Annotated in this window: 18 protein-coding genes and 1 pseudogene; 7 read left to right on the top strand and 12 right to left on the bottom strand. The window is 66.1% G+C overall.

The genetic code is table 11. The annotated features are described in order from the left end of the window. Positions 1 to 2: 2 nt before the first annotated feature. The gene (locus VFB18_RS08070; protein ID WP_324973320.1) at positions 3 to 491 is read right to left on the bottom strand and encodes a hypothetical protein; all 489 of its coding nucleotides are present in this window, start codon (positions 489 to 491) and stop codon (positions 3 to 5) included. 239 nt (positions 492 to 730) lie between these two features. On the opposite strand from VFB18_RS08070, the gene VFB18_RS08075 reads away from it, so the two are divergent. Beyond that, positions 731 to 1399, top strand: coding sequence for a LysE family translocator (locus tag VFB18_RS08075; RefSeq protein WP_324973322.1), 669 nt, complete (start codon positions 731 to 733; stop codon positions 1397 to 1399). 4 nt (positions 1400 to 1403) lie between these two features. Here the strand turns inward: VFB18_RS08075 and VFB18_RS08080 are convergent, their stop codons facing one another. The 3 genes from VFB18_RS08080 to VFB18_RS08090 form a co-directional block, all read right to left on the bottom strand. Further along, positions 1404 to 1658 (bottom strand): hypothetical protein, encoded by a 255-nt coding sequence (locus VFB18_RS08080; protein ID WP_324973325.1) that lies wholly within the window; start codon positions 1656 to 1658, stop codon positions 1404 to 1406. 111 nt (positions 1659 to 1769) lie between these two features. Beyond that, positions 1770 to 2606 carry a TIGR02301 family protein gene (locus VFB18_RS08085; protein ID WP_324973327.1) on the bottom strand — a complete coding sequence of 279 codons (837 nt, stop codon included), beginning with the start codon at positions 2604 to 2606 and terminating at the stop codon, positions 1770 to 1772. A gap of 118 nt (positions 2607 to 2724) precedes the next feature. Next, positions 2725 to 3321 carry a hypothetical protein gene (locus VFB18_RS08090; RefSeq protein ID WP_324973331.1) on the bottom strand — a complete coding sequence of 199 codons (597 nt, stop codon included), beginning with the start codon at positions 3319 to 3321 and terminating at the stop codon, positions 2725 to 2727. 81 nt (positions 3322 to 3402) lie between these two features. Here VFB18_RS08090 and VFB18_RS08095 point away from each other — a divergent pair, with 81 nt between their 5' ends. Continuing rightward, positions 3403 to 4083 (top strand): SOS response-associated peptidase, encoded by a 681-nt coding sequence (locus VFB18_RS08095; RefSeq protein WP_324973334.1) that lies wholly within the window; start codon positions 3403 to 3405, stop codon positions 4081 to 4083. Here the strand turns inward: VFB18_RS08095 and VFB18_RS08100 are convergent. The 3 genes from VFB18_RS08100 to VFB18_RS08110 are packed head-to-tail and all read right to left on the bottom strand — an operon-like array spanning position 4080 to position 7182. Next, the gene (locus VFB18_RS08100; RefSeq protein WP_324973337.1) at positions 4080 to 4772 is read right to left on the bottom strand and encodes an O-methyltransferase; all 693 of its coding nucleotides are present in this window, start codon (positions 4770 to 4772) and stop codon (positions 4080 to 4082) included. The two genes, VFB18_RS08095 and VFB18_RS08100, sit on opposite strands and share 4 nt — an antisense overlap. Further along, positions 4769 to 6208 (bottom strand): FAD-binding oxidoreductase, encoded by a 1440-nt coding sequence (locus VFB18_RS08105; protein ID WP_324973339.1) that lies wholly within the window; start codon positions 6206 to 6208, stop codon positions 4769 to 4771. Before VFB18_RS08105 ends, VFB18_RS08100 begins: the two co-directional genes overlap by 4 nt. Beyond that, positions 6205 to 7182, bottom strand: coding sequence for an L-threonylcarbamoyladenylate synthase (locus tag VFB18_RS08110; RefSeq protein ID WP_324973341.1), 978 nt, complete (start codon positions 7180 to 7182; stop codon positions 6205 to 6207). The genes VFB18_RS08105 and VFB18_RS08110 overlap by 4 nt, the downstream gene beginning before the upstream one ends. 104 nt (positions 7183 to 7286) lie before the next feature. Between VFB18_RS08110 and VFB18_RS08115 the strand changes: the two genes are divergently transcribed. Then, positions 7287 to 8216 (top strand): histone deacetylase family protein, encoded by a 930-nt coding sequence (locus tag VFB18_RS08115; protein ID WP_324973344.1) that lies wholly within the window; start codon positions 7287 to 7289, stop codon positions 8214 to 8216. A 57-nt stretch (positions 8217 to 8273) separates the two neighbouring features. After that, complete coding sequence (locus VFB18_RS08120; protein ID WP_324973347.1) at positions 8274 to 8531, top strand: exodeoxyribonuclease VII small subunit; 258 nt, start codon at positions 8274 to 8276, stop codon at positions 8529 to 8531. Here the strand turns inward: VFB18_RS08120 and VFB18_RS08125 are convergent. Further along, positions 8528 to 9919, bottom strand: a complete 1392-nt coding sequence (locus VFB18_RS08125; protein ID WP_324973350.1) for a cytochrome P450 — start codon at positions 9917 to 9919, stop codon at positions 8528 to 8530. The genes VFB18_RS08120 and VFB18_RS08125 overlap by 4 nt on opposite strands. A gap of 104 nt (positions 9920 to 10023) precedes the next feature. Between VFB18_RS08125 and dxs the strand changes: the two genes are divergently transcribed. Beyond that, positions 10024 to 11958 carry a 1-deoxy-D-xylulose-5-phosphate synthase gene (gene dxs / locus VFB18_RS08130; protein WP_324973353.1) on the top strand — a complete coding sequence of 645 codons (1935 nt, stop codon included), beginning with the start codon at positions 10024 to 10026 and terminating at the stop codon, positions 11956 to 11958. Here dxs and VFB18_RS08135 read toward each other — a convergent pair. The 4 genes from VFB18_RS08135 to VFB18_RS08150 all read right to left on the bottom strand — a co-directional run bounded on the left by VFB18_RS08135 (position 11955) and on the right by VFB18_RS08150 (position 14126). Next, on the bottom strand, positions 11955 to 12440 hold the full coding sequence (locus tag VFB18_RS08135; protein WP_324973354.1) for a hypothetical protein: 486 nt from the start codon (positions 12438 to 12440) through the stop codon (positions 11955 to 11957). The two genes, dxs and VFB18_RS08135, sit on opposite strands and share 4 nt — an antisense overlap. 72 nt (positions 12441 to 12512) lie before the next feature. Next, on the bottom strand, positions 12513 to 13025 hold the full coding sequence (locus VFB18_RS08140; protein WP_324973357.1) for a hypothetical protein: 513 nt from the start codon (positions 13023 to 13025) through the stop codon (positions 12513 to 12515). Next, positions 13006 to 13440 carry an SET domain-containing protein gene (locus tag VFB18_RS08145; protein ID WP_324973360.1) on the bottom strand — a complete coding sequence of 145 codons (435 nt, stop codon included), beginning with the start codon at positions 13438 to 13440 and terminating at the stop codon, positions 13006 to 13008. Before VFB18_RS08145 ends, VFB18_RS08140 begins: the two co-directional genes overlap by 20 nt. A 92-nt stretch (positions 13441 to 13532) precedes the next feature. Beyond that, complete coding sequence (locus tag VFB18_RS08150) at positions 13533 to 14126, bottom strand: SET domain-containing protein (RefSeq protein ID WP_324973363.1); 594 nt, start codon at positions 14124 to 14126, stop codon at positions 13533 to 13535. A 111-nt stretch (positions 14127 to 14237) separates the two neighbouring features. Between VFB18_RS08150 and VFB18_RS08155 the strand changes: the two genes are divergently transcribed. Continuing rightward, a complete protein-coding gene (locus VFB18_RS08155) occupies positions 14238 to 14984 on the top strand; it encodes a TlyA family RNA methyltransferase (RefSeq protein ID WP_324973366.1) in 747 nt (248 codons plus the stop codon). Then, positions 14974 to 15254, top strand: a pseudogene (locus VFB18_RS08160) (hypothetical protein); the annotation flags it as partial. The gene VFB18_RS08155 and the pseudogene VFB18_RS08160, both read left to right, overlap by 11 nt.

Below are 15254 nucleotides of genomic sequence, written 5' to 3' on the forward strand. Positions count from 1 at the left end.
GGCTATTGCAGGAAGTACTGCCACACCCCGGCTGGCGTGATGCCGAAGCGGTAATAGCCGTATTTGCCAGATTTCTTCATGGCGAGCGCAAGGTCGGGAGGGACGATGCGATAAAGCTCGACCTCCTGAGCCGGCGTGAGCTTGGCAAGGTCGGTCTCGGCAAAATACGGCCACACAAAGATCTCGTCCTTGCCCTGACCGAGCTTCACGTATCCGCTCGACAGCACGTTCAGCATGGCGGCGAGGATGTCGCGTCCGGTGCCGTCGGCCGAAGCCTTCTTCCAGAAGGCGATCGGGTCGTCGACGTAGCTCGTTGCGACCATTGGCTTGAGCTCGTTCGATTCGAACACCGGGCGCATGGCCTCGATGTTGCCGCTCTCCGCGGCATTTGCGATCTTGCTCAGCATGCGCTTGACCGGGTCGGGCAGCGCGTTGAAGTCGTAGGAAATTTGTGGCGCCGCGGCTTGTGGTGAGGTTGCGGCGGCGGTCATGCCTACGTCCTTTGTCGAGAAGGTCCCGGCTCCCGCTTGCTCGGTGGTTTGGCTCCCCATGGCATGGACAAGGGCAAAGGCGCCAGCTACCAATGCCCCGAGGGCAATCATGATAATGCGGCGATCCATGCATCACTCCATGAGTGCTCGGGCAATCTCGCAAATCGGTGGGCAAGAGCAAGGGCCCTTGGAAGGCACCGGCGTTTCGCATCACGCCTTAGAGCGCGGGTAGGCGGTCCTTGCAGACAGGCGCCCATATCGTGCTCTCCGGCATCCAGCTCATGTTGGCGGGGCTCGGCATCGGCCTCCTGATGGCGGCGCCGATCGGTCCGGTCAACGTCCTGGTCATTCAGCGAGCGGCAAAGAGGGGATTTTGGGGCGGCATCGCCGCCGGCATCGGTGCCGTGCTCGGTGACGGCACGCTCGCCGCGATTGCGGCCTTCTCGGTCACCGCGATTTCCGAGGTGATGACCGGCTATTCCGGCCTCATTCAGTTTGTCGGCGGGGTGCTCCTGCTGGTGTTTGGCATCGGTCTCCTGTTTGCCACCCCTAAGCTCGTGATCCCCAAGACCGGCCGGTTCGAGCTGTGGGAGCACACCGGCATCATTCCCCAGACCTTTTTCCTCACCGTCACGAATCCTGGCGCCATCCTTGGCATGGCGGCGATGATCGGCGGCCTCGGCTCGTTGATCGGGGGGCTCGACACCTATCTCGAGGCCTTGGTGCTGGTCGCTTCGGTGATGGGCGGCAGCCTGCTTTGGTGGCTCGGACTGTCCGAGTTGATCGCCACGATCCGCCACAAGCTCACCGAGAGCAGATTGAAGCTCATCGACCGGATTGCCGGCGTCGTTCTGCTCGCCTTCGGGGCGATCCTGCTCGCCAAGGGGCTGTTCCGCTATCTCGCCTAAGGCGTTATTGCGGGGTGCGTTTGAGCGTGAACTCGCCGTGCTGGATGCGGCGGGAAAGGCCTGTCGTCATCTTGGCGACGGCGTCCTCGCCATAGACCCCGACGAGATCGGCGAGCGCAGCAAACAGGGCGGCGTTAGCCAGCGTCTCGGGCTCGATGCCGTCGTGGAGGGCCTCCTCCCAGGCATCGAGGATGTAACGGAGCGCCTGCTGCCGCTCCGCGTCGCCCGCAGACCGCAACGCTTTCCGTACTGACCGCAAGCTGGCTCCCCTCTCTGTGACAAGGGCCGTTGCGTCACAATTACACCCCCCGTCCGCCATGCCGACGACAGAGTGAACTAACGGTTAATCTTTACGACTGGTAAATGGAGCCTAGAACCCGCCGTCCGGGCTGCTTTCGACCGCTGACGGCGCCTCGGCCGGCGCCGTAGCCGTCTCCGGCGCGGATGCCCTGCGGCGTTTGCCGTGCCGTTGCGCAGGTTCGGCGGGCTTCGCCTCGGCGGTTGCGGCCTGCCCTGAATCAGGCTGAGCCGCGCCGTTTGCGCCGGCATTGGCTTGCGGCGACGTACCCTGCTCGACCGAGCCGGTCGGCGCCGCATCGGGGGAGGTTCCGGTCTGCGGCGCAGCCGCATTTCCGGTCTGCGGCGCGGGCGCGGCGCCTCCCGAGTTCTCGCCGGGTTTGGCGGCGTCGGGCTTCGGCTCGGTCCCGCCCTTGCTCGCAAACACCGCGCCTTGCGCGAGCGAGGCTGCGATCTGCGCCCCTTCGGTGCTGAACCGCGCCGTGGCAAGCGTCGCCGACTGGGTACAGGACCGGTAGGTGCGGCGGTAGCCGCGGTAGCCGTCGTTGAAGCTGTTCACGAGCTTGGCGCGCCGGACGGCGGTCGTGCCCTCGTTCTTGAGGATCTCCTTCATTTGGTCGCGCCAGAGCTGGCCTTCATTGGCCCCGCAGAGCTCGCGAAGATAGTGAATGGCGCCGAGAATCTCGGTGAGCCGCATCAGCTTGTTGTCGTACGGCCTGTCGTCCGGAGGGGGAGGGGCGGTGCTCTCCTTGGGCACGATCGGCGGGAGGTCGTCGCCCGGAGGCTTGGGCCTCACGCGCGGCTTGGGTGCGGGCTCGGAGCTGAACCAGTTGAAGAACTGGGCCTTGGCCGGGGAAGGATCGCCGATGGCAGCCGGCACGGCGCAAAACGCCGCCAAGGCGAGCCACATCAGGCATTTTCCCGACCGTCCCATGGGGCTTTGAGTAGCCCCAATTCATGGTCAAATCTAGCCTGCCAAGGGTCCCAACCGGATTTCTCCGGCGGCGGCCTCGGTCGCAAGCAGGCTGTCAGCGGTTGCCGAACAAGGCATCGATCGCGGCTTGGCCGCCGACATCGCCCGCAGCCTCGGAATCTGCGCGCTCCGGCAGCGTTTCACCGTTGGCGATGGCATTCGCCTCTTCGATCAACACGCGCAAGCGCTGAGCGGCCCGCTCGCAGATCTTGGCGAGGCGCCCATTGCCTTTGCCGAGCTGCGCGGCGACCTCGCCGACGAGCGTGAGGGCCTCGCCATGCAGTCTCGCCACCGCCTCGTCGAATCGCGCCCTGATGCGCTGCGGCGCCCGGCGATAGGCCGCGATGGCGAGATTCTTGTCGCGAAAGCCCGATCCGGAAAAGTGCTCTTCATAGGTGAGGGGGCGCCACGATAGAAGATCGTCGGCGAACTCCTTCGGCTCCGACCCGATCGCCTCGAGCAGCATCACGAGCTCGTGGAAATGATTGAGGTAGTCGCTCGCGATCAGGGTGGCTTCGTTGATGTTGGTGCCGGGAACGTGCGAGCGGAAATGCCCGATCATCGCCGAGCGAAAGGCGGCAACGATATCCTCTCGACTGACATCTTCGGGATTTGCCATGTGCCGCGGATCGGGCTTTTTGTCTGCAAACACGGTTATCACATAAAGGCAACCGCTTTGGGTGCGAGTGTTGCCCAACTATGATTGCCAAAGTGTTACTGGGTGCAACTCAGCATGTGCTCGCGCTATAGTCTCACCTCGCCGCCGGAAGCGGTGCGCGCCTATTTCGGCTATGCCGACACGCCGAACTTTCCGGCGCGCTACAACATCGCGCCGACGCAACCTATTCCCGTCGTCGCCGTCGACCGTGCCGGCACCCGGCGCTTCAGGCTGATGCGCTGGGGCCTGCTGCCGTCCTTCGTCACGGACCCGAAGAAATTCCCGACCCTCATCAACGCCCGTTCGGAGGAGGTTCTTGCCAAACCCTCGTTCCGCAATGCCATGCGCTGGCGCCGCTGCCTCGTTCCTGCCGACGGCTTCTATGAATGGACCGGTCCCAAGGGAAAGCGCAGGCCCTTCCTGCTGCGTCCGCGAGAGGCGAAACTCATCGCCTTCGCCGGTCTCTACGAGCGCTGGCGCGACGGACAAGGCGTCGAGACCGACACGGTCGCCATCCTGACCTGCCCGTCGAACGCGATTGTCTCGCTGCTGCACGACCGCATGCCGGTCGTGCTGGCGCCGGAAGACTATGCCGCTTGGCTCGATGTCAAAGGAACCTCGCCCGAAGCCGCCGCGGCGTTGCTGCGGCCCGCGCCCGATGATCTGTTCGAGGCGATCGAGCTCGATCCCAAGATCAACGATTCGAAGCGCGACGAGCCCGGCATCCAGGAGCCGCTGCAACGCTCGCTGCTCTAGCCGATTGACGCGGGCGTCGCCGTGACGCGCAGGATGGCGATGCCGTCATGGCCCTTGGCGCCGGTGGTCTGAAGCGCCGTGCCGCTGACGCGGGGGTCGGCCGCGGCAAGCTCGTAGAAGCGGCGAATGCCCTGCACGTGCTGATCCGTGCTCTCCGGATCGAGGATCGCGCCTTCGCGCACCACGTTGTCAACGACGATCAGCGCGCCCGGGCGCGAGAGCTTGACCGCCCACTCGTAATAGGCGGGAGTAGCCGGCTTGTCGGCGTCGATGAAGACGAGGTCGAACGGCGCTTCCGCCGCGAGGCCGGGGAGCGTATCGAGCGCGCGGCCGACGCGGACCTCGACGATTCCGCCAAGTCCGGCGCGGGCGATGTTGGCGCGCGCCACCTCGGCGCAGCGCGGATCGAGCTCGAGTGTGATCAGGCGCCCGCCGGGGACGAGCCCGCGTGCGAGCCAGATAGTGCTGTAGCCGCCGAGCGTGCCGATCTCGAGAATGCGCCGGGCGCCGATCATCTCGGCGAGCATCATGAGGAGCTTGCCCTGATTGGGCGCGACATTGATCGGAGGAAGGCCGGCCACTTCGCTTGCCTTGAGCGCCTCCTCGAGCGCTGCGTCGTGAGCCAAGAGGTGCTCTCCGATATAGGCATCGACGGCCGTCCACAATTCGTCGATCTGCAGGCGCTTCATGGCAGGAGCTTTCCCGGATTGAGGATGCGGTTGGGGTCGAACGCCCTCTTGATCTTGCGCATCAACTCGATCTCGATGGCGGGCTTGGCGTGCGGCAAGAGATCGCGCTTCATGCGCCCGATGCCGTGCTCGGCGCTGATCGAGCCGCCGAGATCGAGCACGATTTCGTGCACCGCGGCGTTCATCGCCTCCCAATGGCTGAGAAAGATGGTGCGGTCCATGCCGGGCGGCTGGCTCACATTGTAATGGATGTTGCCGTCGCCGAGATGGCCAAAGGGAATCGGCCGCGCGCCGGGGACCATCAACTCGACCAGCTGATTGGCGCGGGCGATGAATTCCGGGATGCGTGCGACCGGCACCGCGACGTCGTGCTTGATGCTGCCGCCTTCGTGCTTTTGCACCTCGCTCATCAACTCGCGCAGCCGCCACAGTCCTTCGCTCTGCGCGAGCGACGAAGCGATGACCGCCGATTCGATCTCGCGCGTCTTGATGCCCTCGTCGAGCACCGTCTCGGCGAGGCGCTGCAATTCTTCTCCCTCGCGCGGGCTCGTAAGCTCGAACAACAGGTACCAAGCGTGCGGGGAGGGGAATGGTTCGCGCACGTCGCTTCCGTGGCGGAGCACGAATTCGAGCCCGGTGCGGGGCATGATCTCGAAGGCGGTGAGCGCGGGTCCGGCGCGCCCGGCAACTCGCGCGAAGAAATCGGGCGCCGCTTCGAGCAGAGAAAGTCCGGCCATGCACGTCACTCGCTCGGCCGGCTTGGGGAAGAGCCGCAGCACCGCCGCGGTGATCACGCCGAGCGTGCCCTCCGAGCCGATGAACAGGTCCTTGAGGTCGTAGCCCGAATTGTCCTTGCGCAGCGATTTCAGGCCATTCCACACCGTGCCGTCTGCGAGCACGACTTCGAGCCCGAGCGTAAGATCGCGCGCGCTGCCGTAGGCGAGCACGGCGACCCCGCCGGCGTTGGTGGCAAGCACCCCGCCGATCTGGCAGCTCCCTTCCGAGGCGAGGCTCAAAGGGAACAGCCGGCCGGCATTGGCGGCGAGCTGGCGCGCGAGGGCGAGAACGAGCCCCGCCTCCACTGTCATGCAATTCGAGGCGAGGTCTATACCGCGCACCCGATCGAGGCGCCCGAGCGAAAGGACGACCTCGTTCCCTGTCTCGAAGGGGATCTGCCCGCCGACGAGCCCCGTATTCCCGCCTTGCGGCACGACCGCCGTGCGCGTTTCGTTGGCAAGCTTGAGAATCGACGAAACCTGCTCGGTGTCGGCCGGTTTGAGCACCAGCGCCGCCTTGCCGCGATAGCGGTCGCGCCACTCGACGAGATAAGGCGTCATCGCCGCAGCGTCGCGGATCGCATGATCCTCGCCGACGATGCGGACGAAGGCATCGATGGTCTCGGCGTTCGGGCGCTTATGGTCCGGCTGGCGCGTCATGTCTGATCGCTAGCGCGTCTTGATGTGTCGCCGCAAGCCGCCCGCCGCAGGCGGTCGTTGATCGCCTCGCCGAGATCGTGATCGGGGATCGGCATGACGGCGATGGTTGAGGCGCCGGATCGGTCGAGCGTCCGAAGCGCCCCGAACAGCTTGGCGGCCGCCTCCTGGAGATTGCCGCTTTCGCTGAGATTGACGGTGAGGCGCGCGCCTTCCGGCACGTCCTTGCCGAAGGCGAGCAGCGCTTCGTTCGGGTCAACGCCGGTGGCGCCGAGCCTGAGCTTGGTGTCGGGTGCGTAATGCGTGGCGAGCTGCCCCGGCGAGGCGATGGGAGAGTCCGCCTTTGCCACGGCAAGCGGGTGGCCGAGAAGCTCCTCGATGTCCCGGCGCGGCGTGGCCCCGAGCCTGAGAAGCGCTGGCGTCGCGCCCACGAGACTGACCACCGTCGATTCAATGCCGAGCTGACAAGGTCCGCCGTCGAGGATCATGGCGGGCGCGTCGTCGAGCTCGGAAGCGACGTGCGCTGCGGTGGTCGGGCTCACGCGGCCCGAGCGGTTGGCGCTCGGCGCCGCGATGGGAAGCCTGACCTCGGCGAGGATAGCGCGGGCGACCGGGTGCGCTGGCGCGCGAAGAGCGATGGTATCCAGTCCGGCCGTCACGAGATCGGCGATGGGGCAGCCCGCGCGTTGCTTGAGCACGAGCGACAAGGGGCCGGGCCAGAACGCCTCGGCAAGCTTCAGCGCCGTCTCATTGAAGACCGCATAGGTCTCGGCTTCCGCCGGTCCCGGCACATGCACGATCAGCGGGTTGAACCGCGGCCGTTTCTTGGCGGCGAAAATCTTGACGACCGCGGCTCCGTCGAGGGCGTTGGCCCCGAGCCCGTAGACGGTCTCGGTGGGGAAGGCCACGATCTCGCCCCGCGCGAGAGCGCGCGCGGCCTGTGCGATTGCCTCCGGAGTGGCAGGAACGATGGGCATGGCTTGATCGGCGGGTTGCGGCGATGTTTCAGGCGCCATGTAGCACAGACTGGCCAAGCTCGGGGCAGCCGTGCTTATGCTTCGTGAACAAGCCCGGGCCTCGCATGACCACCACCCTGCTTCTTACCCATCCCGCCTGCCTCGAGCACGACACGGGCTTCGGCCATCCCGAGCGGGCGGACCGCCTGCGCGCCATCGAGCACGCGCTCGAGGGCGAGCGCTTTCATTATCTTTCTCGCGAGCAGGCGCCGCTTGCCGATCTTGCCGTCATCGAGCGGCTGCATCCGCACAGCTATGTCGAGGGGGTGCGCGCGGCGATTCCGAAGCGTGAGCATAACTGGCTCGATCCCGACACCATCGTCTCGCCGAAAAGCTGGGAAGCCGCCTTGCGCGCTGCGGGTGCCGTCGTGCATGCCGTCGATCAGGTCATGGCGGGAAGTGTCAAGAACGCCTTCTGCGCCGTGCGCCCGCCTGGCCACCATGCCGAGCCAGCGCGCGCCATGGGCTTCTGCCTGTTCAACAACGTGGCGATCGGCGCGCTGCACGCCCGCGCCGCCCATGGCGCCAGCCGCGTCGCGGTGATCGATTTCGACGTGCATCACGGTAACGGCACACAGGCGGCCTTCTGGTCTGACAAGGATCTGTTCTACGGCTCGACCCATCAGATGCCGCTCTTTCCGGGGACCGGCGCGGCGAGCGAAACCGGCGCCGGCAATATCTGCAACGCGCCGCTCAAGCCGGGCGACGGAAGCGGGGCGTTCCGTCACGCCTTCGGGACGCGCATCCTGCCCGCGCTCGACGATTTCGCGCCCGATTTCCTCCTCGTCTCGGCAGGGTTCGACGCTCATATCCGCGATCCGCTGGCGCAGCTCAGGCTCACCGAGAGCGACTTCGCCTGGGTCACCGAGAAGCTGCTCGAGGCAGCCCGTAAGCACACCGGCGGCAGGCTCGTCTCGACACTCGAGGGCGGCTACGATCTCGACGCTTTGGCGAAGTCGGCCGCTGTCCACGTCGCCACGCTGATGGGTGCGTGAAACGGGGTCCTTCGCTTGCCTCTTGATCAGGACGGGCGGAAGGGGCTAAGGCAGGCCATGGCCGAGACCCAAGATCACTCCGACATCAAGTCGATGAGCTTCGAGCAGGCGCTCAAGGAGCTCGAAAGCATCGTCGAGCGCCTGGAGAAGGGCGATGTCGAGCTCGAGGCTTCGATCCTCATCTACGAGCGCGGCGAGGCGCTCAAGATCCACTGCGACACCCTGTTGCGCAAGGCCGAGGCCCGCGTTGAGAAGATCTCGCTCAACCAGAACGGCCAGCCCACCGGCACCGAGCCCCTCGACGTCGAGGACTAGCCCGCTCCTTTATCGAGCATTGTCACCTTGAGCTTAAGGCCGCCCTTGGGGCGGAGCGTGATGCGAGCGAAGGGGAGCGGCTGTTCGCCCTCCGGCAGCTCGAGTCTCGCGCTGGCTAGAATTCTCGCGAGCAGCGTTTTGCCCTCGACCATGGCGAAGGTGCCGCCGATGCACGTTCTGGGTCCCGCGCCGAACGGCATATAGGCGCAACGCGGGCGTCCGGCCTTCGCTTCCGGCGAGAAGCGCGACGGATCGAACGTGAGCGGATCTTGCCACAGCCTGCGATGGCGATGGATTACATAGATCGGGACGATGATCATCGCGCCTTTCTTCAGGGCGACGTCGCCCACGGTGACCGGGCGGGTCGTGAGCCGCATCAGGAGCGGCACCGGCGAATAGAGGCGCATCGCTTCCTGGAAAGCTTGATCGAGCAATACGAGTTTGGCGATGTCGTCGCGCGCGATCGAGCCGCCGTCGCCCACCGCTTGGCGCACCTCCTCGCGCAGGCGCTCCTGCCATTCCGGGAACAGGGCGAGCAGATAGAGCGACCAGGTGAGCGCCTGCGACGTGGTCTCGTGGCCCGCGACCAGGAAGGTGACAAGGTTGTCGATGATCAGCCGGTCGGGCATCGCCTCTCCCGTTGCGGGATCGCGCGCGGTGATCAGTCTTTGCAGCAGGTCGTTGCCTCCCGTGCCGCTTTCGCGCGCTCTTGCCAACACGCGTGCCGCAACCCCTCGCATCGTTTGTCCGTCGCGCGCCATGGCGCGGGCGCCAGGGTGGGGAATCCAAGGCGGCAAGCGAAGCGAGGAAAGCGCCACCTTCCAGATCGAATGGACCAGGAACTTCGCGCTCGCTTCCTCGATGAACCTCCTCTCCTCTTCGCCGACGCTCGCCCCGAGCACGGTGTCCTGGAGCGCTTGAAAGGTGACGCGCGTCATGTCGCGGTCGATGTCCTGAACCGCGCCGGGGCCCGCCGTCTTCCAGCGCTCGAGCATGGGCGTCGCCGCCGCGGCGAAAGCCGGCACGAAACCCAGCATGTCGTCCGCTCTGAACATCGGCGCGGTGAGCCGCCGCTGCCAGCGCCAGTCCTCGCCTTCGGCGCTGAGGAGCCCGCCGCCGATGGCCGCGCCGAACACCTCGTCGTTGAGCGGCTGCTTGGAGTAACTCCCAGTGGTGTCGAGAAGAATGCTCTCGATCGCCTTGGGATTCATGACGAAGGCCGTCTCGATGCCGAGCCAGCGATAGACGACGATTCCCTCCCGATAGAAATCCTCGCCCCAGCTCGCCACCGGATTTCCGAGGATTCTCAGCATCAGCATGGGGAAGGAGAGCCGGCCCTCGGGAGGGACTGGCCGCTCTTCGATGATCGCCTCTCTTGCCATGCTCATCGGCATGGTTTTGCCTGTCTCATAGGGGAGTTGCAACGCGGGGTGCCCCCCGTTAAAGCTCTCTAACGCATTGATCTTCGCGCCCTTCCCGAAAAGGCCGACCCTTGAGCACTCCCCCGAATCCAACGCCTCTGCTTGACCGTATCAACACGCCGGCCGATCTGCGGGCCCTTCCCGATCATGAGCTGCCGCAGCTCGCGAGCGAGGTCAGGCAGGTCATGATCGACGCCGTGTCGGTCACCGGCGGCCATCTTGGCGCAGGGCTTGGCGTGGTCGAACTCACCATTGCGTTACATCACGTGTTCGACACGCCGGACGATCGGCTGATCTGGGACGTAGGACATCAATCTTACCCCCACAAGATCCTGACGGGCCGCAAGGATCGCATCCGCACGCTCCGCCAAGCCGGAGGCCTGTCGGGATTCTGCAAGCGCGACGAGAGCGAATACGACGCCTTCGGCGCCGGCCATTCCTCGACCTCGATCTCGGCCGGGCTCGGCATGGCCGTGGCGCGCGATCTTAGCGGCAAGAGCCACAACGTCATCGCCGTCATCGGCGACGGCGCGATGAGCGCCGGCATGGCCTACGAGGCGATGAACAACGCCGGGGCCATGGATTCGCGCCTCATCGTCGTGCTCAACGACAACGACATGTCGATCGCGCCGCCGGTCGGCGCGATGAGCGCCTATCTCGCCAAGCTCATCTCCGGCGGCGCCTACCGGCGCTTCCGCCGCTTCCTCAAGCAGATGGCGCACAAGCTTCTGCCCAAGACCTGGGAGAAGCGCGCCGCGCGCGCCGAGGAGTTCACCCGCGGGTTCTGGACCGGCGGCACTCTGTTCGAGGAGCTCGGCTTCTATTACGTCGGGCCGATCGACGGGCATAATTTCGATCACCTGCTTCCGGTGCTGCGCAACGTACGGGCGATGAAGAACGGGCCGATCCTGGTTCACGTCGTGACGCAGAAGGGCAAGGGCTACGGCCCGGCCGAGATTTCCGCCGACAAGTTCCACGGCGTCGGCAAGTTCAACGTCGTCACCGGGGCGCAGGAGCCGTCTGCCGCCGGCCTGCCGCCGAGCTATACCAAGGTGTTCGCGCAAAGCCTGATCGAGGAGGCCCGCGCCGACGAGAAGATCGTTGCCATCACTGCGGCGATGCCCTCCGGCACCGGGCTCGACCGCTTCGCCGATGTCTTCCCCGAGCGGTGCTTCGATGTCGGCATTGCCGAGCAGCATGCCGTCACTTTCGCGGCGGGGCTCGCCGCCGAAGGCTACAAGCCCTTCGCCGCCATCTATTCGACCTTCCTTCAGCGCGCCTATGACCAGGTGGTGCACGACGTCGCGGTGCAAGGTTTGCCGGTGAGATTTGCCATCGACCGCGCCGGGTTCGTCGGCGCCGACGGACCGACCCATGCCGGCTCCTTCGACGTGGCCTATCTCTCCTGCCTCCCCGGCATGGTGGTCATGGCCGCCGCCGACGAGGCTGAGCTGATGCACATGGTGGCGACGGCAGCGTCCATCGATAATGCGCCGTCTGCCTTCCGCTATCCGCGCGGGGAGGGGACCGGCGTTGTCCTGCCGAAGCGCGGCACGGTCCTCCCCATCGGCAAGGGACGGGTCGTGCGCCAGGGTTCCGCCGTGGCGCTCCTCTCCTTCGGCGCGAGGCTCGCCGAATGCCTTGTTGCCGCCGATCAGCTTGCGGGCTTCGGCCTGCCGGCGACCGTGGCCGATGCGCGCTTCGCCAAGCCGCTCGACATGGATTTGCTGCGCCAACTGGCGAAGAACCACGAAGTGCTGGTCACCGTCGAGGAGGGGTCGTCAGGCGGTTTCGGCGCCCAGGTGCTTCAGGCACTTGCTCGCGAAGGCCTCATCGACCGCGGGCTGAAGGTGCGGACGCTCACGCTTCCCGACCGTTTCGTCGAGCAGAACAAGCCGAACGTCATGTATGCCGAAGCCGGATTGGATGCGGCCGGGATCGTGGCATCGGTGTTCGCCGCGCTCGGCAAGAGTGCCGAGAACACGGGCGCCGTTCGTCTCGCCTAATCGAGCTTGCAGTCGATGGCGAAGTTGCCGACAGCGTCGGCGCGCCCCTGCTCGCCGAGGCTCGTGCTCGTTGTGCCGACCTTCACCGTGACCTGACCCTTCTCGCTCAGCACGGCCAGCACCGGCTTGACCTTGATGTCGCTCGCTTCGGCGACGGTGAGCCCGCTCACCTCGTCATGAGAGGTCTCGCCTTCGAGCGATGCCGTGGCAGAGCCGGCGCTGATCTCGATGCCGACCTTGTCGCCGGGCTTGGCGCCCGCGATCTCCTGATGCAGGTCGAGCACGGCGACGTCCATCCCATTGAAGCAGGAAAGGAGGAAGAAGGGCGGTTTGGCGGGATCGACCGGGCCGTAGGCGAGCGTCACTAGCGAGCCGTTCGACTTGCTGAGCCACACTTGACCCTCCTCAGCGCGGACCAGGCCCGAGGACAGGACCACCGCAATCACGGCGAAGAGAGCGCGCACCAAGGGTCCGATCATCATGGCAGAAATGCTTTCGCGAGGGCTTCGGTTGCAGGAGCGCGCAGGCGACAGGGAGCCGCCCCGGGGGTCTGTTTAGTCGAGCCTGCAGCCCTTGGCAAATTCGGCCAAAGCCGCGGCGCGGCCCTTCTCGGGCAGAAGCGTGGTGAGGGTGCCGGTCTTGATGGTCGCCGTGCCTTTGCCTTGGAACACCTCGACCACCGGCTTGACCTCGAGCCCCTTGGCTTCAGCGAAATAGAAGCCGGTCATTTCGTCGGTCGCGATCCTGCCTTTGACGACCGTGCTGGCGGACCCCACGCTGATCTCGATCGGCATGGTCTGACCGACCTTGGTGCCCTTGATGTCGACATAGACGGTGAGCGCGGTCTTTTTCGTCTTCGGCTCGCAGGTCAGCCAGAATTCGAGGTCCTCGGCGCTCTCCGGCGAGCCATAGGCGAAGGAGGCGGTTCCGCCCCGCACGCCGCCCATCCACGCATAGCCATCGATGGCGCCGGGTTCGGCCGCCTCAGCGTCGGGCGCCGGAAAAGCCGCCGCGAGGAGGCAGAACGCCGCGCCAAGTCCGCTCCGTCTAGCGCCGCGCCGAGCCATTGGCCCGCGCCCTCCGTCCGCTTGCCTTGACGGGCGCGACCGAGAAGAAGCCGGTGAAGCTCGGATCGAACTCATGGTAGTTGCAGGTCAGTTCCTCGCCGACGGCGATGTCGACCAGCGCGTAACCCTTGTCGAAGATGCGGAAATCCGTGTTCGGCTCGAGGCTGTGATTCATGAAGCGCCCGTTGTCGCTGTCGAGGATCACCACGCCCGGCATCTCCAGATGCGGATAGGAGTAGCGGGCGACGTAGTCCTGCATATGCGGCGGCAGCCCTTCAATTTCGTGAGGGTGAACGAATACGTCGAATTTCGGATTCAGACTCCACATCAGACGGCCGCGCGCGATCGGCTCGGCCGCGAACACGCCGATCCCTTCGATCGAGCTCGGCGCAAGGTAGGTGCCGATAAGCAGCATCGTTCAGCTCCTTGAAAGGAGAGAGTGAAGGTATAGGGATGGATACGCGAGCGCCGCGAGCGCTCCGGGACTTTCGCCGCCGGCGGTTCCCATCACGCGCCGCCTCGGCTCGCGGCGAGCACAAGCTTGCGCTTCGTCCGGTGCGGGGCGCGCCTGCGGCGCAGCGCGTCGATCCGCCTCGCCAGATACGGCGAGAAGTGGCCGGCATAGCGCTGCCAGAGTTCTGGGTTTCGCCAGTCCTCTCCGGTCACGCGTCCACGGCACAAGGCCGAGCCACACTCGCAATCGAACTCGTCGTAGGACGAGCCGTCGCACATGGCGTAGTCGATCGTCACCTCTTCGCCGGGCAGGATCCGGTGCAGGGCGACGATAGCGACCTGCCCGTCAAGGCCCGCATTCGGCTCGCATGAGTGATTGATGAAGTCGGGCGCCTCCTCGGGGGAGAGCGAGGCGAGGTAAAGGCCTTCCTCGACCTGAACGGTGTGACGCCTGATCTCGACCGGAAGCTCGTCGAGCTCCGCGGCGGTCACGATGCGGCCGCTCCACAAGCCGATCAGCTCGCCGGGCTCGATCACTTCCCGGGCGAAGACGGCTCTGCCGCCGGTCACGTCACGATTTTGGACAACACACTTCTCGGTGAGGTAAGCCGTACAATGGTCCTGGCTCACGATACCTCCGCGTGTCACGCCGAGCGGGGCGCTCCGCAGTGTATAGATGGGCGGTGCCCGGCCGCTCCCGGTTCGACAACCGCACGAAAGGGAATCCCCGTCGCGCGGTGAAGCATATGAGAAGCTTGCGTGACCATCTACAAAAAAACGCGTCTCGATCAATTATTGGTGGATAGAGGTCTGGCGGAGACCCGCTCGCGAGCTGCCGAGCTCGTGCGGAGCGGCTGCGTGAGCGTCGAGGGCGCGCCCGCGCTGAAGCCGGGCGTCTCGGTCCGGCCCGACGCGATGCTCGTCTTGAGTCCCGGCGCGCCGACTTTCGTCTCGCGCGGGGCGCTCAAGCTCGAGGCCGGGCTCGAGGCCTTCGCCCTCGAGGCCGAGGGGAGGGTCGCGCTCGATCTCGGCGCCTCGACCGGAGGCTTCACTGAAGTCCTGCTCGCCCACGGCGCCGCCAAGGTCTATGCCGTCGACGTCGGCCGCGATCAGCTCCACGCAAGGCTCCGCGCCCACCCGCGCGTCGTGGCCCTGCAAGAGACCGACGCGCGGCACCTGTCCGGAGCGATCGTCAAGGAGGCGGTCGGCGCCATCGTCGCCGACGTGAGCTTCATCAGCCTGACCCTCGCGCTTCCTGCGGCGCTCGCGCTCGCCGCGCCGGACGCGTGGCTGGTCGCTCTAGTCAAGCCGCAATTCGAGGCCGGCCGGCAGGCTGTTGGCAAGGGCGGCGTGGTGCGCTCGGAGGCGGCCCGGGAGAAGGCCGTCACCCGCGTCTGGCAATTCCTCGAGGCCGCGGGTTGGAAAGTCGAGGGCGTCGTGCCCTCGCCGATCCGCGGCCGCGGCGGCAATGTCGAATTCCTGATCGGCGCGCGCCATGGCTGCTGACATCCGCGAAGTCGAGATCGCCCGGCTCGGAGCCGGCGGGGACGGCGTGGCCGACGGTCCCGACGGTCCCATCTACGTGCCCTTCACCCTTCCCGGCGAGAGGGTGGTGATCGTGCGGAAGCCTGGCGAGGACCGCGGCGCTCTCCTCGACGTCATCGCGCCGAGCAGAGAGCGTGTGGCCCCCGTCTGCCGCTATTTCGGCGCCTGCGGCGGCTGCGCGCTTCAGCACATGGACAGGGGCGCCTATCTCGCCTGGAAGCGCGATCAGGT

The sequence above is a fragment of the Methyloceanibacter sp. genome (assembly GCF_035650995.1).
Taxonomy (GTDB): domain Bacteria; phylum Pseudomonadota; class Alphaproteobacteria; order Rhizobiales; family Methyloligellaceae; genus Methyloceanibacter.